The organism is Pseudomonas sp. Pseusp88 (assembly GCF_047303955.1).
In the GTDB taxonomy this organism is placed as follows: domain Bacteria; phylum Pseudomonadota; class Gammaproteobacteria; order Pseudomonadales; family Pseudomonadaceae; genus Aquipseudomonas.
This window is the reverse complement of the sequence record NZ_JBGLYM010000002.1, coordinates 187,798-208,952: the sequence shown is the minus strand read 5'-3', so window position 1 is coordinate 208,952 and position 21,155 is coordinate 187,798. Positions and strand designations below refer to the sequence as shown.

19 protein-coding genes are annotated in these 21,155 nt (G+C 60.6%); 12 read left to right on the top strand and 7 right to left on the bottom strand.

Features of this window, described 5'->3' with window-relative positions; translation table 11 throughout:
• Nucleotides 1-126: 126 nt before the first annotated feature.
• On the top strand, nt 127-468 hold the full coding sequence (locus tag ACCD02_RS03330; RefSeq protein WP_413298552.1) for a thioredoxin family protein: 342 nt from the start codon (nt 127-129) through the stop codon (nt 466-468).
• A 117-nt stretch (nt 469-585) separates the two neighbouring features.
• On the opposite strand, the gene ACCD02_RS03325 is transcribed toward ACCD02_RS03330, so the two are convergent.
• Nucleotides 586-1,251, bottom strand: coding sequence for a response regulator (locus tag ACCD02_RS03325; protein ID WP_413298551.1), 666 nt, complete (start codon nt 1,249-1,251; stop codon nt 586-588).
• 196 nt (nt 1,252-1,447) lie between these two features.
• Here ACCD02_RS03325 and ercA point away from each other — a divergent pair, with 196 nt between their 5' ends.
• Nucleotides 1,448-2,599, top strand: a complete 1,152-nt coding sequence (gene ercA / locus ACCD02_RS03320) for an alcohol dehydrogenase-like regulatory protein ErcA (protein WP_413298550.1) — start codon at nt 1,448-1,450, stop codon at nt 2,597-2,599.
• On the top strand, nt 2,583-3,953 hold the full coding sequence (locus tag ACCD02_RS03315; protein ID WP_413298549.1) for a hybrid sensor histidine kinase/response regulator: 1,371 nt from the start codon (nt 2,583-2,585) through the stop codon (nt 3,951-3,953). Before ercA ends, ACCD02_RS03315 begins: the two co-directional genes overlap by 17 nt.
• Nucleotides 3,954-4,095: 142 nt before the next feature.
• On the opposite strand, the gene moaA is transcribed toward ACCD02_RS03315, so the two are convergent.
• Nucleotides 4,096-5,094 (bottom strand): GTP 3',8-cyclase MoaA, encoded by a 999-nt coding sequence (moaA, locus tag ACCD02_RS03310; RefSeq protein ID WP_413298548.1) that lies wholly within the window; start codon nt 5,092-5,094, stop codon nt 4,096-4,098.
• Between the two features lie 22 nt (nt 5,095-5,116).
• Nucleotides 5,117-5,929, bottom strand: a complete 813-nt coding sequence (locus ACCD02_RS03305; RefSeq protein WP_413298854.1) for a formate/nitrite transporter family protein — start codon at nt 5,927-5,929, stop codon at nt 5,117-5,119.
• Between the two features lie 587 nt (nt 5,930-6,516).
• On the opposite strand from ACCD02_RS03305, the gene ACCD02_RS03300 reads away from it, so the two are divergent.
• The 6 genes from ACCD02_RS03300 to ACCD02_RS03275 all read left to right on the top strand — a co-directional run bounded on the left by ACCD02_RS03300 (nt 6,517) and on the right by ACCD02_RS03275 (nt 13,841).
• A complete protein-coding gene (locus ACCD02_RS03300) occupies nt 6,517-7,587 on the top strand; it encodes a DUF1615 domain-containing protein (RefSeq protein ID WP_413298852.1) in 1,071 nt (356 codons plus the stop codon).
• 318 nt (nt 7,588-7,905) lie between these two features.
• Complete coding sequence (locus tag ACCD02_RS03295) at nt 7,906-9,651, top strand: ABC transporter permease (protein WP_413298547.1); 1,746 nt, start codon at nt 7,906-7,908, stop codon at nt 9,649-9,651.
• Between the two features lie 24 nt (nt 9,652-9,675).
• Nucleotides 9,676-10,980, top strand: coding sequence for an AAA-associated domain-containing protein (locus ACCD02_RS03290; protein ID WP_413298546.1), 1,305 nt, complete (start codon nt 9,676-9,678; stop codon nt 10,978-10,980).
• A gap of 208 nt (nt 10,981-11,188) precedes the next feature.
• A complete protein-coding gene (locus ACCD02_RS03285; protein WP_413298545.1) occupies nt 11,189-12,271 on the top strand; it encodes a sensor histidine kinase in 1,083 nt (360 codons plus the stop codon).
• On the top strand, nt 12,268-12,888 hold the full coding sequence (locus ACCD02_RS03280) for a response regulator transcription factor (protein WP_413298544.1): 621 nt from the start codon (nt 12,268-12,270) through the stop codon (nt 12,886-12,888). The genes ACCD02_RS03285 and ACCD02_RS03280 overlap by 4 nt, the downstream gene beginning before the upstream one ends.
• Nucleotides 12,889-13,130: 242 nt before the next feature.
• Nucleotides 13,131-13,841 (top strand): alpha/beta fold hydrolase, encoded by a 711-nt coding sequence (locus ACCD02_RS03275; RefSeq protein ID WP_413298543.1) that lies wholly within the window; start codon nt 13,131-13,133, stop codon nt 13,839-13,841.
• A gap of 150 nt (nt 13,842-13,991) precedes the next feature.
• Here the strand turns inward: ACCD02_RS03275 and ACCD02_RS03270 are convergent, their stop codons facing one another.
• Entirely contained in the window at nt 13,992-14,219 is a 228-nt protein-coding gene (locus tag ACCD02_RS03270) for a DUF6124 family protein (RefSeq protein WP_413298542.1), read from the bottom strand.
• 486 nt (nt 14,220-14,705) lie between these two features.
• On the opposite strand from ACCD02_RS03270, the gene ACCD02_RS03265 reads away from it, so the two are divergent.
• Nucleotides 14,706-15,620: a LysR family transcriptional regulator gene (locus tag ACCD02_RS03265; protein WP_413298541.1), complete on the top strand. Its 915-nt coding sequence runs from the start codon at nt 14,706-14,708 to the stop codon at nt 15,618-15,620.
• A gap of 12 nt (nt 15,621-15,632) precedes the next feature.
• Here ACCD02_RS03265 and ACCD02_RS03260 read toward each other — a convergent pair whose 3' ends face one another.
• Nucleotides 15,633-17,012: an NAD-dependent succinate-semialdehyde dehydrogenase gene (locus ACCD02_RS03260; RefSeq protein ID WP_413298540.1), complete on the bottom strand. Its 1,380-nt coding sequence runs from the start codon at nt 17,010-17,012 to the stop codon at nt 15,633-15,635.
• Between the two features lie 512 nt (nt 17,013-17,524).
• Nucleotides 17,525-18,253 carry a cysteine hydrolase family protein gene (locus ACCD02_RS03255; protein WP_413298539.1) on the bottom strand — a complete coding sequence of 243 codons (729 nt, stop codon included), beginning with the start codon at nt 18,251-18,253 and terminating at the stop codon, nt 17,525-17,527.
• A 124-nt stretch (nt 18,254-18,377) separates the two neighbouring features.
• Between ACCD02_RS03255 and ACCD02_RS03250 the strand changes: the two genes are divergently transcribed.
• Nucleotides 18,378-19,199, top strand: a complete 822-nt coding sequence (locus ACCD02_RS03250) for a helix-turn-helix domain-containing protein (RefSeq protein WP_413298538.1) — start codon at nt 18,378-18,380, stop codon at nt 19,197-19,199.
• A 112-nt stretch (nt 19,200-19,311) separates the two neighbouring features.
• Here the strand turns inward: ACCD02_RS03250 and ACCD02_RS03245 are convergent, their stop codons facing one another.
• Complete coding sequence (locus tag ACCD02_RS03245; protein ID WP_413298537.1) at nt 19,312-20,535, bottom strand: MFS transporter; 1,224 nt, start codon at nt 20,533-20,535, stop codon at nt 19,312-19,314.
• A gap of 108 nt (nt 20,536-20,643) precedes the next feature.
• Between ACCD02_RS03245 and ACCD02_RS03240 the strand changes: the two genes are divergently transcribed.
• Nucleotides 20,644-21,087, top strand: a complete 444-nt coding sequence (locus ACCD02_RS03240) for a winged helix-turn-helix transcriptional regulator (protein ID WP_413298536.1) — start codon at nt 20,644-20,646, stop codon at nt 21,085-21,087.
• Nucleotides 21,088-21,155: the final 68 nt, after the last annotated feature.

Below are 21,155 nucleotides of genomic sequence, written 5' to 3'. Positions count from 1 at the left end.
CTGCCGTGATTAAATTATGGTCATAATTTAATAGAGTGACTTCCATCATGCAAGTCACTTTGTTACCCGTCGGTCGTGGGGCGAAAAATGGCATGATGTTCGTCACATCAAAACGGAGAGCCATCCATGAGTCTGATGCCCTATGTCGAAGCGGCCCCCAGCCGGGAAGAAGTCGATGCCTTGTCCGGACCCACCCTGATCGAGTTCGGCACGAATTGGTGCGGCCACTGCAAGGCCGCGCAGCCTTTACTGGAACAGGTGATCAGCGGTTTTCCCGGCGTGCGGCATATCCGCATCGAGGATGGCAGCGGTCGGCGACTGGGGCGCAGCTATGGGGTCAAGCTGTGGCCGACGATGATCTTTCTGACTGACGGGCAGGAGGTGGATCGACTGATCAGGCCAACCGAGAGTGGGCAGATCGCCGAGGTTTTCGACAAGTGGTTGGGGCAGGAAAAAAAAGGGTTGTAAGCACAGGACTTGTAGGAGCCGGGCTTGCCCGCGAAGGCGGTTTATCTGGCCAAGACTATTCAGTGGATGTACCGGCCTCTTCGCGGGCAAGCCTCGCTTGGCGTTTGCCAAGGGTTTTCAGCGCCGTAGATACGCCGAAAAATCGATATCCCCGGCGCTGAGAATCGCCTGCACGCGGTTATGCACGTTGAGCTTGCGCAGGATCGCCGAAACATGGGCCTTGACCGTGGTCTCGGCAATTTCCAGGGTGTAGGCGATCTGTTTGTTCGAATCACCCTTGGTCATGCGTTCCAGCACCAGCAATTGCTTGCGGGTCAGGGCCTGCAGCAGCTCCGGGGCCAGGCTCGCCGGTTCACTGAGGGTGCGGCGTACACTGGTTTTCTGCGAACGGATGATGTCCGAGGGCAGATAGACGTTGCCTTTGAGGATCTGCTCGATGGCCTGGGTCATCTGCAGGCGCGGCGAGGACTTGGTGATAAAGCCGACAGCGCCGTAAGTGATGGCTTGCAGCACCACGTGCTTGTCCTGCTCGGCGGAGACAATCACCACCGGGATGGTCGGGGCTTCGTTGCGCAGGTTGATCAGGCCGTTGAGGCCGTGCATGCCGGGCATGTTAAGGTCGAGCAGGATCAGGTCCAGGTCGTCGTGCTGGCGGGTCATCAGCACGGCGCTGTCGAGGTCTTCGGTCTCCATCACCTCACTGCCAGGGAAGCCGTCGCTGATAACGCTGTGTATCGCCTCGCGAAACAGCGGATGGTCGTCGGCAATCAGGATCTTGTACATGGGAGCATTACCTGTTTCTTGTTATGGCGTGCATTACAGGCCATGGCTGATTCTTTGGGAATAGGACATTAGCAAGGAAAACCAGTACCAAAGTAGTAGACATGTAACGTTGCATCCCGCGTCGGATGCTCTAGGCTGGCGCCCATTAGCCGCCTGCCGTGCGTAATTCAGCCACCCATAAAAAGACAGCCTCCACATGAGCCAGCTGCGCAAGTTCGTTTCCCCGGAAATCATTTTCGGCGCCGGTAGCCGCCACAGCGTCGGCAATTACGCGAAAACCTTCGGTGCCCGCAAGGTGCTGCTGGTCACCGATCCCGGCGTGATCGCCTGTGGCTGGGTCGCCGATATCGAGGCCAGCCTGCGGGCTCTTGATATCGATTACTGCATTTACAGCGCAGTGTCGCCCAACCCCCGGGTCGAGGAGGTGATGCGCGGCGCCGAGGTCTACCGCGAGCAGCACTGCGACGTCATAGTCGCCGTCGGCGGTGGCAGCCCGATGGACTGCGGCAAGGCCATCGGCATCGTCGTCGCCCATGGCCGCAGCATCCTCGAATTCGAGGGTGTGGACATGATCCGCGTGCCCAGCCCGCCGCTGATTCTGATCCCGACCACGGCCGGCACTTCGGCGGACGTGTCGCAGTTCGTGATCATCTCCAACCAGCAGGAGCGCATGAAGTTTTCCATCGTCAGCAAGGCGGCGGTGCCGGATGTGGCCCTGATCGACCCTGAGACGACTCTGAGCATGGACCCTTTCCTGGCCGCCTGCACGGGTATCGACGCCCTGGTGCATGCCATTGAGGCGTTCGTTTCCACCGGTCACGGTCCGCTGACCGATCCCCACGCCCTGGAAGCCATGCGTCTGATCAACGGCAATCTGGTGCAGATGATCCACAACCCCACGGACCTGGCCCTGCGCGAGAAGATCATGCTCGGCAGCATGCAGGCCGGGCTGGCGTTCTCCAATGCCATTCTCGGCGCGGTACATGCCATGTCCCACAGCCTGGGTGGCTTTCTCGATCTGCCCCATGGGCTGTGTAATGCGGTCCTGATCGAGCATGTGGTGGCGTTCAATTACCAATCGGCACCGGAGCGCTTCAAGGTCATCGCCGAGACCCTGGGCATCGACTGCCGCGGCCTGAACCAGGTGCAGATCGCCAAACGCCTGATCGAGCACCTGACCGCCTTCAAGCAGGCCGTGGGTTTTCATGAAACCCTCGGCGGGCATGGCGTGCGCATGGCCGACATCCCGTTCCTGTCGCGCCATGCCATGGGTGACCCATGCATCCTCACCAATCCGCGCGAGTCCAATCAGCGTGATGTCGAGGTTGTCTATGGCGAGGCCCTCTGACGAGCGCAAACGGGCACTGGATGCCTTGTTGGGGCTGGGCAACCACTCGACGCGCAAGAGTCACTACCCGGAACTGACCATGCGTCTCGAAGAACTGGAGCTGGCGCAACAACGCCTGCAACAGCTCAACGATGAACTGGAGCAGCGGGTCGCCGCGCGCACCGACGAATTGCTCGAGGCCAATCACAATCTGCAACAGCAGATCATCCAGCGCGAACGTATCGAGCAGGACCTGCGCGACGCCCGGGATGCTGCCCAGGCCGCCAATCGCAGCAAGGACAAGTACCTGGCCGCCGCCAGCCACGACTTGCTGCAACCGCTCAACGCCGCGCGCCTGCTGATCTCTACGCTGCGTGAGCGCAGTTTGCCCGAGAGCGAGCACATGCTGGTGGAACGCAGCCATCTGGCCCTGGAAAGCGCCGAAGACCTGCTCAACGATCTATTGGATATCTCTCGCCTCGATCAGGCGGCGGTCAAGCCGGATATCGGCCTGTACCGCCTTGATGAACTGCTCACGCCCCTGGCTTCGGAGTTCCAGTCGGTGGCCGAGGCGACAGGCCTTGCCTTGCGGGTGCGCATGGGGCATTTCGCCGTGCGTACCGACTCGCGTTTGCTCAGTCGAATTTTGCGCAATTTTCTCAGCAACGCCTGCCGCTACACTGACAACGGCCGCATTTTGCTGGGCGCGCGGCGGCGTGGCGATTGTCTGCGGCTGGAGGTCTGGGACACCGGTCGGGGCATTGCCGAAGACAGCCTGGAAGCGATCTTCCTTGAATTCAATCAACTGGATGTCGGCCGCGCCGCCGATCGCAAGGGCGTCGGTCTGGGCCTGGCGATTGTCGAGCGTATCGCGCGGATTCTTGATTATCCGGTGCGGGTCCGTTCTCAGCCTGGGCGCGGCTCGTGTTTCAGCATTGATGTGCCGCTGTCCAATGAGGTGCCTGCGCCGGTCAGCCTCTTGCTGCAGCAGCCCGGCACCGGTAATCCGCTGCCGGGGCGGCGCCTGCTGGTGCTGGACAATGAGCAAAGCATCCGCGAGAGCATGGCCGCGCTGCTTGGCCAGTGGGGGTGCGAGGTACTGACCGCCAGCGACTTGAGCAGCGCGTGCAGCGTGTTACAGGGTTCGGCGCCGGAGCTGATACTCGCCGACTTTCACCTTGACCATGGCGTGACGGGCTGTGAAGTGGTCAACGACCTGCGTCGGCATTTCAACCTGCGTATTCCGGCAGTGATGATCACCGCCGACCGCAGTGAACAATGCCGACACGCCCTGCGCAAGCTCGGTGCGCCGTTGCTGAACAAGCCGGTGAGGCCGGGCAAGTTACGGGCGGTGCTGAGTCAGTTGTTGGGGTAGGGGCCGGATTGATTTGTAGAGAGGCGAATTGTGGGAGCGGATTCATCCGCGAAGGGGCTACTCTGGCTTTACAGCAAACATAGAATCTCCCACAGATCCCATCTGTCCCATATCAAAAATAGAAACTGTGAGGATTGGCTGCTCAACCCCCCGTCATATTCATGAACCGCACCACCTGCACCTCGTCGTTGAGCTGGAAATCATGGCGATAGGGCTTGAGCTTCATCGCTTCGATAATGGCCTTTTCCAGTTTCTCCGGTTGACCGGGGTTGGCCCGCAGGACGCTCTTGAGGTCGGCGGAATGCTCGTTGCCCAGGCATAGCAGCAAGCGGCCCTCGACGGTCAGGCGCACTCGGTTGCAGGTGCCGCAGAAGTTATGGCTGTGGGGCGAGATAAAGCCGACACGAATATCCGGCGCTTCGGCCAGGCGCCAATAGCGCGACGGCCCCTGGGTCGAATCGGTGGACGGCAGCAGGGTGTAGCGCTCGGCAATGCGTTCGCGCACCTGTTCGCTGGAGAAGAATGACTCGGCACGGCTGTGCTCGCTGATGATGCCAAGGGGCATTTCTTCGATAAAACTGATATCCAGGCCGCGCTCAATGGCGAAGGCGATCAGGTCGTTGATCTCATGATCGTTGCGCCCCTGCATCACCACGCAATTGAGCTTGGTGTGGACAAAGCCGGCAGCGTTGGCAGCGTCGATTCCGGCAATCACCTGGTCGAGATCGCCGGTGCGGGTCAGTTCGCGAAAACGTTGCGCATCCAGGCTGTCGAGGCTGATATTCAGGCGCTTGACCCCGGCGTCGAACAATGGCCGGGCCAGCTTGCCCAGTTGCGAACCATTGGTGGTCATGCACAGCTCGCGCAGACCGGGCAGGGCGGCGATCTTCTCGCACAGGCCGACAATCCCGGCCCGCACCAGCGGCTCGCCACCGGTCAGGCGAATCTTGCGGGTGCCCAGGGCGACGAAGCGTTCGGCGATCTGATGGATTTCCTCCAGCGACAGAATCTGCTGGCGCGGCAGGAAGGTCATGTCCTCGGCCATGCAGTACACGCAGCGAAAATCGCAGCGGTCCGTCACCGACATCCGCAGGTAATCGACCTTGCGGGCATAACCATCCATCAGCACACGATCAGACATCTTGGCTTCTCACCCGGGTTATTCAGGCCTTTTGCACCGCAACTGCTTCAGCGGGCTGGGGCTGGACAGTGGCTGTCCGGTTATAAGACACGTAGTAAGCCAGACCGACGAACACCGCGCCACCTACCGCGTTACCAAGGAACACGGCGACGAAGTTATCGACATACTGGGACCAGCTCAAGGCGCCGGCAAAAATCGCCGCCGGGATCAGGAACATATTGGCGACCACGTGCTGGAAACCGATGGCGACGAATGACATCACCGGGAACCAGATACCGGCGATCTTGCCGACCACATCCTTGCTCGCATAAGACAGCCACACACCCAGGCAGACCAGCCAGTTGCAGCCGATTCCGGAGATAAATGCATGGGCAAAGTCGGCGCTGACCTTGGCATTGGCAATCGCCAGGGTCTTGGCCAGGAACGGCCCTTCGGTCATACCCAGCAGGTGGCCGAAGAAATAGGCGACGAACAGACCGCCAAGCAGGTTGGCGAGGGTCACCAGCACCCAGTTGCGTACCAAGGCGAATACGCCGATGCGCCCGGCGAACAGAGCCATGGGCAGGCTCATCATATTACCGGTCAGCAGCTCACCGCCAGCCAGGATCACCAGGATCAGGCCGATAGGGAACACCGCCGCGCCGAGCAGGTTGCCCAGCGAAGCCCAGGCCGGCGGGATCATGGTGCTGACATGGATATCCAGCAAAAAGCCCAGGGAGATGAATGCCCCGGCCAGGAAGCCCAGGACCAGAATCGACCGCAATGGCAGATGAGCCTTCTTCGCGCCCGCTTCGATGGCGATTTCGGCGATTTGTTGAGGGGTATTGATGGACATTGGCAAGGCACTCACACATGGTTCCAGCCGTTTTCAGCGCACACGGGCACATGACCCCGACTGGGGCACCTGGAAAAAATGGGTTTCAAGAATCCGGTCTTGAGGCGCGACTCATGTCATGCATGAATCAGCGATTCCCTTCACAGCGGCAGGAGACAAAGGCCCCAGGCAACAGGGGCGGTAAACGATCAGCTCATTGACTGAATTAGTAAGCAAGCTACTGAGTCGAAATGTCGCAGTCCAATCGCTTGTTCTGATGGGTTGATCGACGGGCTCAATGATGGCACCAGGGGCCAGTATTGGCGCGGGCTACATGGATGTCGGTTTTGGGTAACTGCACTGCAAATATTTTTGTTAGCTGATGCGCTCCAATCTGTGTTCGGTGAATCTGAATTTGTATGAATGTCTGTAAGAGCTGCCGACGGCTGCGAATGAGGCTGCCTGATACGCCGCTTTCGCAGCCTTCGGCAGCTCCTACAGATCCGTGCCCGAAGCGTGGACGTTATTTGAGTCTTTACCGATAAACACAGGTCTACTGATCGCCGATCACAAGGAAGACGCGCGTGCATTCATCTTTTCGCTCCATCCTGACCCTCGCGGTAATCCTGTTGAGCGGCTGCGCCCAACACACGCCGCAGGCGCCTGAGCTGACTCCGGCACAAATCCAGGCGCAGATCGTGCGCCTGATCCCGGCCAAGGTAACGGACCGCGAGGGCTGGGCGCGGGATATTCAGGGCGCCTTCACCGCACAGAGGCTGGCGGCCACCACGGAAAATCTCTGCGCGGTCATGGCGGTGATCGAGCAGGAATCCACCTTTCAAAGCGACCCCGGCGTGCCGGGCCTGGGCCGTATTGCCCGGGACGAGATCAATCGCCGGGCCAGCAAACTGTATATCCCCGATGCCTTGATCAATACCGCGCTGAAACTGCCTTCCAGCACCGGCAAGAGCTACGGTCAGCGCCTGGACAGCGCGCGCAGTGAAAAGGAGCTGAGTGCGATCTTCGATGATTTCATTGACCGCGTGCCCTTGGGTCAGACCCTGTTCGGCCGCTTCAACCCGGTGCATACCGCAGGCCCCATGCAGGTCAGCGTGGAGTTCGCGCAACAGCAGGCCAAGGATTACCCGTATCCGCTGGCAGGCAGCCTGCGTAACGAAGTGTTCAGCCGCCGTGGCGGGGTGTATTTCGGCACCCTGCACCTGCTCGGTTACCCGGCCAATTATCCGCAGACGCTATACCGCTTTGCCGATTTCAATGCAGGTTGGTACGCCAGCCGCAACGCTGCATTCCAGAGTGCGGTCAATTTGCTTACCGGCAGCCAACTGGCGCTGGATGGTGACCTGATCCTCTATGACTCGACCTCACCGGGCGCTACGGAACTGGCTGTGCGTTCCCTGGGGCCGAAACTGGGGCTGAATAACTCGGCGATCTGGAATCAGCTGAAACAGGGTGAAACGTTGGCGTTCGAAGAGGGCGATCTCTACAAAAAGATCTTCGCCATGGCCGATCAGAAGGCCGGCAAACCGCTGCCCCGGGCGATCCTGCCGGGCATCACCCTGCAAAGTCCGAAAATCACTCGCAAACTGACGACCGCCTGGTTTGCCGAGCGAGTGGATGAGCGCCGCGCGCGATGTGTGCAGCGGGGAGGGGGAGATTGAAGTACAGGGCGCTATGGTTGGGGAGCGCGAGAACCAACGGGAGCGAATTTATCCGCGAAGGCGATATTTCAGACAATCAAAATGCATTGAATTTACCGGCCTCTTCGCGAATGAATTCGCTCCCACGGAGTCTGTACCCAACCGGGGTATTCTGCGCAATTTTCAGATAGCCCGACCCGCAGATATACCTTGGTATAGCCAACCGTCCTTTATATCCATGGCCCCGCAACACCGCGCCGCTTAACCTTTACCGCATATTTCAAGCCCTTCGCCACGCCCTGGACAGTCAGTGCGGTGCGACGTTATGCGAGGTGAGCCATGCGTTCCTCCTTCGATACCTTCATCGGCAAAACCCTGGTCCCGCAAGTGGCTCCCGGGCGTGGCTCGCGCTATGGCGCCGATATCGTGTTTTTCCTGCTGCTGGCGGTGACTGCCGTGTTGGTCATTCATGGCGCCGAGCAGATGAGCCAATCCCTCACCGTGCTTGATGCCCAGCCGGTGGTGCTGTCGCCGTGGCGCCTGCCGGAATATGCCCTGCGTACCACCTTGCGCATGTTCGTTGCTCTCGGCGCATCGCTGCTGTTCACTCTGGTCGTGGCCACGCTGGCCGCCAAGAGCCGCAAGGCAGAAATGGTCATAGTCCCGGCCCTGGATATCCTGCAGTCGGTGCCGGTACTGGGCTTTCTGACCTTCACCGTGACCTTTTTCATGGGGCTGTTTCCCGGTCGTCAACTGGGGGTTGAGTGCGCGGCTATCTTCGCGATCTTTACCAGCCAGGCCTGGAACATGACCTTCAGCTTCTATCAGTCGCTGCGCACTGTCCCCAAGGACCTGAATGATGTCTGCCAGCAGTTCGGACTTTCACCTTGGCGCCGTTTCGTACGCCTGGAACTGCCGTTCGCCACGCCAGGCCTGGTGTGGAACATGATGATGTCGATGTCCGGCGGCTGGTTCTTTGTCGTCGCTTCGGAAGCCATCACCGTGGGCAATACCACCATTGATCTGCCCGGTATTGGCTCCTGGCTGGCCCTCGCTATTGCGCAGAAGAATCTTCCGGCGATTGCCTGGGCGGTGTTGGCCATGGCGGTGGTGATTCTGCTCTACGATCAACTGTTGTTCCGTCCGGTGGTGGCTTGGGCCGACAAGTTTCGTTTCGAACAGACCGCCTCGCAGAAACGCCCGCGTTCCTGGGTCTATGACCTGGTACGCAATACCCGTCTGGTGCCGGGCCTGTTGGCTTTGCTGGCGTGGCCCGGTGAGCTGCTGACCATGGTCCGCTGGCCGAAAGTCCGGGCGCTGCGGCCACGCCCACGCCTGAGTCGAACCCTTGATCACCTTTGGCTGGGAGCGGTGCTGCTGGCCTGTGTCCTGGCTACGGTCTGGCTGGTGCGCTTCATCGGCGAAACCCTGGCCCTGAGCGATGTACTGCACACCTTTGGTCTGGGCCTGGCGACGCTGTTGCGGGTGCTGATCCTGATTGCCATTGCCAGCCTCATCTGGGTGCCTGTCGGCGTATGGATTGGTCTGCGCCCGGCCTGGACCGAGCGTCTGCAACCGGTGGCGCAACTGCTGGCGGCATTCCCGGCCAATATCCTGTTCCCGTTTGCGGTGATCGCCATTGTCGGGCTGCACCTGAATCCGGATATCTGGCTGTCGCCGCTGATGGTGCTGGGTACCCAGTGGTACATCCTGTTCAACGTCATCGCCGGGGCCTCGGCCTTGCCCACCGACCTGCGCGAGGCGGCGCAGATGTTCCATATCCGCGGCTGGCAATGGTGGCGGCGGGTGGCTTTGCCGGGGATTTTCCCCTACTACGTGACCGGCGCCCTGACTGCCGCCGGTGGTTCGTGGAACGCCAGTATCGTCGCCGAGGCGGTGTCATGGGGCGACGAGCATCTGCAAGCCACCGGTCTGGGGTCGTATATCGCCACTGCCACCGAAGCCGGTGACTACCATCAGGTCGCCTTGGGCATCGCTGTCATGTCGATCTTCGTCATGGCCTTCAACCGCCTGCTCTGGCGCCCGCTGTACGTATTCGCCGAACGACGCCTGCGTCTTGATTGAACGTCTTTATTGAGGACAGTAGCCATGATCACTCTCGAAAAACGTTGCCTGGTTGACGTCCGTCAGGTCCAGCATGTCTATGGCACGCCCGGCGGCAGTGAACGTCTGGTGCTGGATAACGTCGGCCTGAGCCTTTACGACAACGAAATCGTCGGCCTGCTGGGACGTTCCGGTTCCGGCAAGTCGACCCTGCTGCGCTCCATTGCCGGGTTGGTCCAGCCCACCAGTGGCGTGGTGGATTTTCCACCGGGCGCGGACGGCCTGCCCAGCCATGTCAGCATGGTGTTCCAGAGCTTCGCCCTGTTTCCCTGGCTGACCGTGCTGGAGAACGTCGAGATCGGCCTGGAAGCGCGCAATGTGCCGGCCGAAATCCGCCGCAAGCGTGCCCTGGCGGCCATCGACCTGATCGGCCTCGACGGCTTTGAAAGCGCCTATCCCAAGGAGCTGTCCGGCGGCATGCGCCAGCGCGTGGGGCTGGCCCGTGCCCTGGTAGTGGACCCGGACGTGCTGTTGATGGACGAGCCATTCTCGGCCCTTGATGTGCTGACCGCCGAAACCCTGCGTACCGATTTGCTCGACCTGTGGGGCGAAGGGCGCATGCCGATCAAGTCGATCCTGATGGTCACCCACAACATCGCCGAAGCCGTGCTGATGTGCGATCGCATCATGCTGTTCTCGGCCAATCCCGGGCGGGTAATCAGCGAGATCAAGGTCGACCTGCCGCAGCCGCGCAACCGTCACGACCCGGCCTTCCGTGCCCTGGTGGAAGAGATCTACGTGAAAATGACCGGCGATGATGCGGTCGGTGTCACGCGTCCGGGTGCGTTTCCCGGCACCGGTCTGGGCATGGTCCTGCCTCAGGTGTCGACCAATACCCTGGCCGGGCTGATCGAAGCCATTCATGCCCCGGCCTACGGCGGCAAGGCCGATCTGCCGGAGCTGGCCAGTGAACTGCAATACACTGCGGATGAGCTGTTCCCGATTGCCGAGGTGTTGCAACTGCTGCGTCTGGCCGAACTCAAGGGCGGCGATATTCGTCTGCTGCCGGCGGCCGAGCGTTATGCGCTGTCCGATGTCGATGAGCGCAAACAGCTGTTCGCCCAGCAGTTGATGAACTTCGTACCACTGGTGGCTCATGTGCGCCGGGTCCTCGACGAGCGCTCCAGCCGCAGCGCCCCGGCCCGGCGTTTCCGGGATGAGCTGGAAGACTCCATGTCGGAAAGCGATGCCGCCCAGACCCTGGACGTGGTGACCCAATGGGGGCGCTACGCCGAGCTGTTTGCCTATGATGAAGTGACGGATCTGTTCAGTCTGGATAATCCATCCTGAATTAATGACATATGTGGGAAGTGCCTGGGCTTGATAAGGTGGAGGGAGTTTGTAGTGGCGAATGTGTGGGAGCGAATTCATTCGCGAAGACGGTATTTCGGACGATGCAAATATGTTGGATGTGCCGGCCCCTTCGCGAATGAATTCGCTCCCACAGAACGCACTCCCTACAGCTACCACATTTCGCATCGTCGAGAGAATCTGCGCCATGGGCGAGAAGGAAAACTACAGCAGGGCGCGCGGGGCACTTCGCTTGAGTGCTTTGCTGGCGCTGGCGTTCGGCATTGCCGTGGTCGATACGTTGACGGACATGGAAATCGCAGTAGGGGTGTTTCATGTCGCCGTAGTCCTGCTGGCCATGAGTTTCCTGTCGCCCAGAGGCGTGGCGCGGATAGCCGTGCTGTGCCTGATGCTCACGGTCATCAGCTTCCTGGCCACCAAATCCGGCGATCACGGGTCGGGCCTGATCAATTGCCTGATCAGCCTGGCGGCAATCATTGCCGCCACCTACCTGAGCCTGCGCATGACCATGGCCACCCGTGCCGAGCACGAGGCCAGGGCCCATCTGGCGCAGATCGGTCGGGTCAATATGCTCGGCGAACTGACGGCCTCCATTGCCCATGAAGTGAATCAGCCCCTGGCGGCCATCGCTACCAGTGGCAACGCCTGCCTGCGCTGGCTGGCAGTGGAACCGGCCAACCTGCCCAAGGCGCGCCAGGCTGTGGAGCGCATCATCAGCGACGCCCATCGCGCCAGCGAAGTGATCGCCCGGGTTCGCGCCCTGGCCAAACGCGCGCCGCCACACAAGGAGTGGCTGAACATCGCCGATACCATAAGCGGTATCCTCGCCCTGGTGCATAGCGAGCTTGAGCAGCAACAGATCAAGCTCACGTTGCAGATTCCTGAAGGGTTGCCGCCGTTGCTGGCCGACCGCGTGCAGGTCCAGCAAGTGCTGTTGAACCTGATTCTCAACGCCAGCGAAGCCATCAATGCCGCCAGAGGCGAGCGTCGTGAGCTGGAAATTCGCGTCGATCAGCAACAGTCCGGGCAACTCGGCTTTGCAGTCTGTGACACGGGCATCGGCCTCGATGCAGATTCTGCCGGGCGGCTGTTCGAGGCCTTCTACACCACCAAGGCCGAGGGCATGGGCATTGGCCTGGCGGTGAGTCGTTCGATCATCGAAGCCCATGGCGGACGCATCTGGGCCGGCGCCAACCCGGGCGGCGGGGCGATCTTTCATTTCACCCTGCCAGGCAGTGCCATGGCGCCAAATACCGTGGAGCCAACATGATCGCCGATGCCGAACCTATCGTTTATGTGGTCGATGACGACGCCTCGATCCGTGCCTCGCTGGAAGATCTATTGGCTTCCATCGGCCTGAACGCCCGGCTGTTTGCCTCGGTTCAGGAATTCCTCGCGGCTGAGCGGGCGGATGCGCCGGGCTGTCTGATCCTTGATGTACGCATGCCGGGCATGAGCGGCCTGGATTTTATCGACCGCATGGCCAGCGACGGCATTCTCCTGCCGGTGATCTTTATCACTGCCCATGGCGATATCCCCATGTCGGTTCGGGCCATGAAGGCGGGTGCGCTGGAGTTCCTGACCAAACCGTTTCGCGAACAGGACCTGCTTGACGCCATCCATCAGGGCTTGGAGCGGGACCGTGCACGTCGGGCGACTGCCTCGGTGCACAGTGAACTGCTCAGGCGCCACGCCAGCCTCACCGAGGGCGAGCGCCAGGTGATGGAACTGGTAGTGACCGGCCTGCTGAATAAACAGGTGGCTGCGCGTCTGGACGTCAGCGAAGTCACCGTCAAGGTGCGACGTGGTGCGCTGATGCGCAAGATGAACGCCGACTCCCTGGCCGAGCTGGTGAAGATTTCCGAGCGGTTGAGGGCGGGTGGTTAAACCGGACCCACGCGGGCGAAAGGGGGGGAGAGTACCTGCGTCAGGATTCCTCTGGGAACGAATCTGTGGGGCCGAACTTGTGGGAGCGAATTCATTCGCGAAGAGGCCAGTACATTCGACGTATAGATAGCGCCTGAAACACCGCTTTCGCGAATGAATTCGCTCCCACAAGTTCGGCCCCACAGTATTCACTCTGGTATACGATGCCATCCTGTCGAACGCATCCGCCTGGAGACCCGCTTTTGCCTGCCACCCCCATCCCACTTGTCCTGCTCCCCGGTCTGCTCAATGACCATCGCCTATGGCAACACCAGCAACCTGCCCTGGCAGCATCGCGGTCGGTATTGATCCCCGACCTGACCCAGGATCTCAGCATCGAAGCCATGGCCCGTCGGGTTCTCGATCAGGCACCTGAGCAGTTCGCCCTTGCGGCGCTGTCCATGGGCGGTTATGTCGCCATGGAAATCCTCCGTCTGGCGCCGCAGCGGGTGCTCAAGCTGGCTCTGTTCGACACCATGGCCCGGCCCGACAGTGAAGCCCGCGCCAGGGTGCGGCGGGGCATGCTGGAGCTGGCTGCACTGGGCAAATTCAAGGGCGTCACCCCGCAATTGCTGCCACGCCTGATGCATGCCCGCAGCCTGGGCACGACTGCCGCACAGATTGTTCTGGATATGGCCGAGACCATTGGCAAGGACGGTTTTATCCGCCAGCAGCAAGCCATTATCGACCGTCCGGATTATATGCCGGTGTTGCAACAGGTGCAGGTGCCGACCCTGATTGTGGTCGGGGCCGAGGATGCGGTGACGCCGCGGGAAGAGTCCGAACTGATGCACCTCAGCATTGCCGGCTCCACCCTGGTAGTGATTGCGCAATGCGGGCATTTACCGCCTTTGGAGCATCCTGAGCGGACTCTGGAATTGCTCCAGAACTGGCTGGGCGACGAGGGCCTGTAGGAGCTGCCGAAGGCTGCGAAACGGAATTCCAACAATGGTGTCGGATCTACCGGCCTCTTCGCGGGCAAGCCACGCTCCCACAGGATTAAGCGAAACCGTTGGAGCGAGGCTTGTCTGATCGCCACACCGCCGCGAAGGCTATAGATCGACTTATTGTTGCCCCTGCACCCTCACCGCCACCGCATCGAACATCGTCCGCAGCACATTCATCTGATGCACTGCGGCACGGGCCAAAGACCGATACTCGGGTGTGCTGTTATCGGCGGTTTCGTAGACGATGGCGGAGGTGCTGTCGAGGTATTCGCTGGCGAATATCAGCAGCTCTGCGGTGGGGATATCGGGGTTGAGGATGAAGAGATTGGGTATCGGTGTGTTCATGGCAAATCCTTACTTGAGATAACCTGGCCCCCACACATCACGACTAAATGAAGGTGGCAGCTGCATACGGGTTAGTCGACCGGTCTCAAGTACCCGGCGCACCCTGAGGTGCCCCGTACACAGCCGCCATAAAGCACTGCCGGAATCGGAGATCCCGGCAATGGCTGAAGCGCTATGCAACTTAAGAAATGGGCGACTAAACCCCGTCGCTGCATTCAACGACAGGCGGCAAATTAGTCGCCTCTTCAGGCATCTTCAAGCGGTTGCGCAGCATAGCCAAAAACTTCAGAAGAGTCCTACAGCAGAGCGGTTTAACGCCTGACAAGTATTGCCAGTTGTGTGTACGACGCCTCGCGAACAAGTTCGCTCCTACGCCGCAGTGTTAGCCGCACGGTATCGCCGCGCAGCAGGAGGAAAAGCCTGGGCGAGGCTGATCCTCGCCACCCATTTCGCTATAGTACCCAGCCTCACATCGCCTCCCCGGATATGAAGCCCATGAATATCGCCAACACCGACCTCAATCTGCTCAAGGTCTTCGAGGCGTTGCACGATGAGGGCAGCGCCAGTCGAGCGGCGATTCTACTGGGGGTGACGCAGTCGGCGGTGAGTGCGGCGCTGGCGCGGTTGCGGGTGTTGTATGACGATCAGTTGTTCCTGCGCACCGGTCGTGGCCTGACCCCGACCTTGCTGGCCAATCAGCTCAAGCCGGTAATCTCCGAAGCCCTGGACAAGTGCCGACAGACCCTGAGCATGGCCTCGCCCATGCCCGCCAGTTTCCACGGGCGTTCGGTGACCATCGGCCTGTCGGATGATTTTGAAATTGCCATCGGCCGCCGCCTGCTAGACGCCATCGCCCGGCGTGCGCCGCAACTGCGGGTGATTTTTCGCCAGAGCCATAGCCAGATCATCGGTGAGGCGCTGTTGAGCCGCAGCATCGACCTGGCGGTGTCTTCCGGTGGCCTTTCCAGCCGTACCCTCAGTCGCGAGTTATTGGGGGAGGGCGGCTACAGTTGCCTGGTCGATCCCGAGCAATTGCGATTGGATCCGGCGACGTTCGACGTGACCCAATTCGTCGAGCACGATCAGATACTGGTCTCTTCCGGCGGCTTTATCGGCATGGTCGATGAGGCTCTGGCGCCTTTGGGCCTCAAGCGCAAAGTGGTGGCTTCGACCACTCACTTTGCCGCGTTGCCGTATCTGCTCAAGGGCACCCGGGCCATTGCCACCATTCCCGATCATGCCGCGCAGGCTATTGCCCGGATCAGCGGCTTGCAGGTGCTGGCCTGCCCGCTGCAGATGCGCCGTTACCCCATCGAACTGGGCTGGCGCACCCAGGAGCTGACCGAGGCGCCAGTGATCGAGGCCAAGGCGGCGATTGAGGAGTGCTTCCAGCAGGGCTGAAAACAGCCCGCGCTACAACTGCGCTCCTGCCAGCAGCACGTATTTCACATGCACATACTCCTCGATGCCGTAGTAGCTGCCTTCGCGGCCGTAGCCGGACTGCTTGATGCCGCCAAATGGAATCGACACGGTGCCGACCGAGCCTGAGTTGAGAATCACCATGCCTGCTTCCAGCTGCCTGGACAGGCGCAATGAGCGTCCCAGGGCACTGGTATAGGCATAGGCGACAAGGCCGAACTCGGTCTGGTTGGCGCGTGCGATGGCCTCCTCTTCGCTGGTGAAGGGGTAGATGGCGAACACCGGGCCGAAGATTTCGTTCTGCGCCAAGGGCGAATCGTCGCTCAGGCCAGTCAGAATCGTCGGCTCGTAGAACAGCCCGCCCTTGGCGTGGGGCTTGCCGCCCAGCAGCACTTTGGCCCCGGCCACCTTGGCTTGTTCCACCAGGCTGACGACCTTGTCGAAGCCCATCTGGTTGACCATCGGCCCGACCACGAAATCGGCGCGCAGGCCCTGATCGACGTCGATGGCTTCGACGGCGGCCTTCACCCTGGCGAGGAAAGGTTCGAGGATGCCCTGCTGCACAAAAATGCGATTCGGCGAGATGCAGACCTGCCCGGAGTTGCGCAGTTTGGCGCCGACCAGACCCTTGGCCGCTTCATCCAGATTGGCGTCGTCGAACACGATAAAGGGCGCGTTGCCGCCCAGTTCCATGGTCATCTTCTTGATGGTCCGGGCGCACTGGGCGGCCAGCAACTTGCCGACGTTGGTCGAGCCGGTGAAGGAGATTTTGCGGATGCGCGGCTCGGCGGTGAGGATCGCGCCGATCTCCTTCGGGTCGCCCACCACCATCTCCAGTACGCCTTCGGGGATACCGGCATTGCGCGCATGTTCCAGCAGTTTGAAGGCGGTCAGCGGTGTGTCTTCGGCAGGCTTGATGATCATGGTGCAGCCTGCCGCCAGGGCCGTGGCGACCTTGCGGGTGATCATCATGAACGGGAAATTCCACGGCGTGATCGCCGCCACCGGGCCGATGGGCTCCTTGGTGACCATGACCTGGGCATTCTTGTCGTGGGTCGGAATGGTGTCGCCGTAGACGCGCTTGGCCTCTTCGGCGTACCACTCGATAAAGCCCAGGCCGTAATCGATTTCGCCACGGGCTTCGGTCAGGCACTTGCCGTTTTCCTTGACCATGAGTTCGGCGAAGGCTTCCTTGTCGGCTTTGACGCTGTCGTGCCAGCGCCGCAGGATGTCACTGCGTTCCTTGGCCAGTTTTCCTGACCATTCAGGGAAGGCGGCACAGGTGCGTTCCACAGCGCTGCGTACGGCGTCGGCATCGCTTTGCGCAACACGACCCACTTCGCTGCCATCGGCGGGGTTATAGACAATGAGCATGGCGTTATCTCCAGAGGATGAACCTGGCGCGAAGGGCTCGCGCCGTGTGCATTCAAGGTAAGGCCGATGGTCATTGCGGCGAATGCCGGTTTATCTGCGGGGCTTGCCTAATCCGATGAGGTTGCAGAATTGACCTGGATGCAGCTGCGAACAACGCGTCGCAACTCGAAGATCTGGGGCTTTTTTGGTGGTTATGGGAGCCAATTCTGTGGGAGATTCTATGTTTGCTGTAAAGCCAGAGCAGCCCCTTCGCGGATGAATCCCACAGATCCGACGATATGCAGGCGCTACTGTGGGAGCGAATTCATTCGCGAAAGCTTTATTCCGGACGCCGCCAATGTGTTGGATGCACTGGCCCCTTCGCGGATGAATCCGCTCCCACAGATTCGATGATATTCAGGCACTACTGTGTGGGAATTCATTCGCGAAGGCGGTGTTGAATATGATGAAAATGCGTCGGATGTACTGGCCTTTTCGCGAATGAATTCGTTCCCGCGATTTGCGTGTCTGATTCAGCCTTTGAGCTTCTCAATCACCTGCTCGGTGGTCCACAGCGCATTGGCAATAAAGCGGTAGTTGATAAGCGCCGCCAGGTAGCCATCGCCTTCTGGGATACGTGGTGCGGCGGTGGCGTCGCGCACGACGATGACTTCAAAACCCTGTTCCACCAGATCGCGCAGGTGCGACTCGACGCAGAGGTTGGCGGCCATGCCGGCGAGGATCACCTGGGACACGCCTTTCTTGCGCAACTGCAGGGTCAGGTCGTTGGTCTGCGGGCCGTAGACCTTGTGCGGCGAGCAGATGATGGTCTTGCCGTCGAGAATGAACGGCTTGTACTGTGGCATGAAGTCGGCGCCGGAGTTCTCGAAGCCCTCAAGGCTCAGGGATGATTTGCGGTCGAACATGCCGATTTCGTGCATGGTCTTTTCCAGCGGTCCTCCATGTTCCCATTGGTGATCGCAGGGGTAGTAATAGTGCGGTGAAACGGCGACGGTGATCCCGGCTTTTTTCGCCGCTTCGAACAACTGGCCCAGGTGGCCGACCACGCCGTTTTCGGTGACGCTGTCGCCAACCAGGGGCCAGGTCACGCCTTCGGGGCTGAGGAAGTCGATCTGCGGGTCGATCACCACCAGGGCGGCGCGGGACAGGTCCAATTGCAGACCGGTGGCACCCAGGGCAGGGTTGGTCGGGTCTTCGTAGTAGGGCGATGCAGGGCGCGGGTTGCTCGATTCAGTGCTCATTGTGAGGCTCCTCGGATTGGCATAACCTCTTGCCGGCGCGACTGCCTGCAAGTGGGTTTATCCTGCCCCTTCGCGCCGCACGGGTTTTGACCCGACGTCCGCCTTTTTTACCTGAAGTGACTCAATGGACGCGCTCTCCGAATTTTTCGACCGAATCCAGATGACCGGGCGGCTGTTCTACGCCGGTACAGTGTTCGACACTCTGGATATCAACAAGCCCGATGGCACGGCGTTTATTCACATCGTCGAACGTGGCGGTCTTGATCTGGTGCGCAAGGGCCATCCCCCCATCGCCCTGGACGGCCCCACCGTGCTGCTTTGCCCGAGCACCTGCCGCTACAAGCTGGAACCCAATCGCGAGGAAGGTGCCGAGATCATCTGCGCGACCTTTGAGTTCGGGGTCAGCATGGCCCGTTCCTTTCCGTTGGGCGTGACCGATACCCTGGTCTTCCCGCTGCTCGACGGCGACGCATTGCTGCCGGTGATCAATGCCCTGCTGGCGGAGTACCGCGGCAAGGACGCCGGGCATCGCAAGGGCCTTGGCGTGCTGTTCGAGTACATCCTCATCGTGTTGGTAAGACGTGCGCTCAGCGAGGGCATGATCGCCAAAGGTGGCCTGAGTGCGGTTGTCGATCCGCAACTGGGCAAGGCCATCAACGCCATTCACCTGAGCCCCGAGCAGGACTGGAGCCTCAGGCAACTGGCGGAACTGGCCTGTATGTCGCGTACCAAATTCTCGGCGCAGTTTCTCAAGGTGGTGGGGGTGTCGCCGATTGCCTACCTGACCGCCTGGCGCATGAAACTGGCCCGGGACCTGATGAAGCAGGGCGTGAAGCTGAAGATAGTAGCCGCTTCGGTGGGCTATGGCTCTCAGGCGGCGCTGAGCCGGGCCTTCACCCAGGAAATGGGCCTGCCACCGGGGGAGTGGCTCAAGCGGCAGGGCTGAGCCAAAACCCTGTGGGAGCGAATTCATTCGCGAATAGGCCGGTACATCCTATGCACTTGTATCGTCGGAAACACCGCTTTCGCGAATGAATTCGCTTCCGCAAACGCGTTCTTTATCTCAGATGGTTACAGTGTGTCTGGTATCGCAAAGTTGCAACCCAAAACAGCAGGGCAACCAGGCTGACACTCATCCCCAGCAAACATACCCCCGACCAGCCAAACGCAGCATAAGTCGCCGTGGACGCAACCGCCCCCAATCCGCTGCCCACGGCATAGAACAGCATGTAGCAGCCAATCACCCGGCTGTGGGCATCGGGCCGGGCGCGGAAAATCATGCTCTGGTTGGTGACATGAATAGCCTGTCCGGCCAGGTCCAGGGCGATGACGCCCAGCACCAGCCAGGCAATCGATGAGGGGGTGAACCACAGGGGCAGCCAGGACAATGTCAGCAGGAGCAGAGCCACGCCGGTGACCCATTGCCCCAGCCCGCGATCCGCCCAGTACCCGGCCCGAGCCGCCGCCAGCGCACCGACCATGCCGACCAGGCCAAAGGCGCCAATGGCGGTATGGGACAGTTCACAAAGCGGTGCGCTCAATGGAAAGACCAAAGCACTCCAGAAAATGTTGAACACCGCAAACATCAATAGCGCAAGCATGCCGCGCACCTGCAGTACGCCGTCTTTGCGCAGCAGGCTGAACATCGACAGGATCAGTTGCGGGTAGGGCAAGGGCCGCGCCGCTGGCCGCTGATCGGGCAACACTCTCCAGAGCATGACGGCCAACACTGCCATCATCAGCGCTGAAGTCAGGTACACCCCGCGCCAACCCGCCAGATCGCTGATAAATCCGGCGAACATCCGTGCCAGCAACAACCCCATGAAGACACCACCCTGTACCGTGCCGACTACCTGACCACGCTCCTCGGGCGAAGCGCAGGTCGCGGCATAGGCAATCAGGCCCTGAGTCATGGCTGTGCCGAGCAGGCCCACGACGAGCATGCCTATCAGCAAAGTGACAGTGCCTTGAGCCAGGCAGACCCAGAGCAGGCTGGCGATCAGCGCGGCTGTTTGCATCAGGGTCAGCCACCGTCGATTCAATTGATCGCCCAGCGGCACCAGCAGCAACAACGCCAAGGCGCTGCCGAGTTGTGTAGCGGTGATGATTGCGCCGGCAGCGCCAGGGCCAATGGCGAAATCCACCGCCAGAGCATCCAGCAAGGGTTGCGCGTAGTACACGTTGGCCACGCTCAGGCCGCAGGCACAGGCGAATAATGCGACCAGGGTCCGAGGCAGACGCACATTGTTGCTGGCGGCGGTCAGAGTTCTGTCGAGCTGCATGGGCAACGCTCCCTAAGGTGGTTTCAAATAAAGACTGGTTTGATTCTAGGGTAACCAGTCTTGAATTGAAACTGGATGTACACTGTGCCCACAGCAAAAGGAGTCCATATGGCCAAACATCGACCCCCCCGGCACGAAACCTGCCCGGTGGCCCGTTCCCTCGATCTGATTGGTGATCGTTGGTCGCTATTGATTGTGCGCAATGCCTTTGATGGCACCCGGCGCTTCGGTGATTTTCAGCACGACCTGGGTGTGGCCCGCAGTGTCCTGGCTGACCGCCTCAAGCGCCTGGTGGAAGCCGGTATTCTTACGGTCGCGCCAGCCTCGGACGGCACGGCCTATCAGGAGTACCAGCTCACCTCACAGGGTGAGAGCCTGTTCCCGCTGGTCGTGGCGCTGCGGCAATGGGGGGAGCGCTACCTGTTCCAGCCCGACGAAGCGCGCTCGCAACTGGTTGATACGCGCAGCGGTCAACCGTTGGGCCTGATGCAGCCGGTGACAGCAGAGGGCAGGGTGGTTGCGGCGGGGGAGACGCAGGTGCTGAAACCATAAGGGCCTATGGCAGGCATTGAGGAGCCTTGCACATAACGGCATCCCGGTCAGGGCAGCTTGCCCAGGGG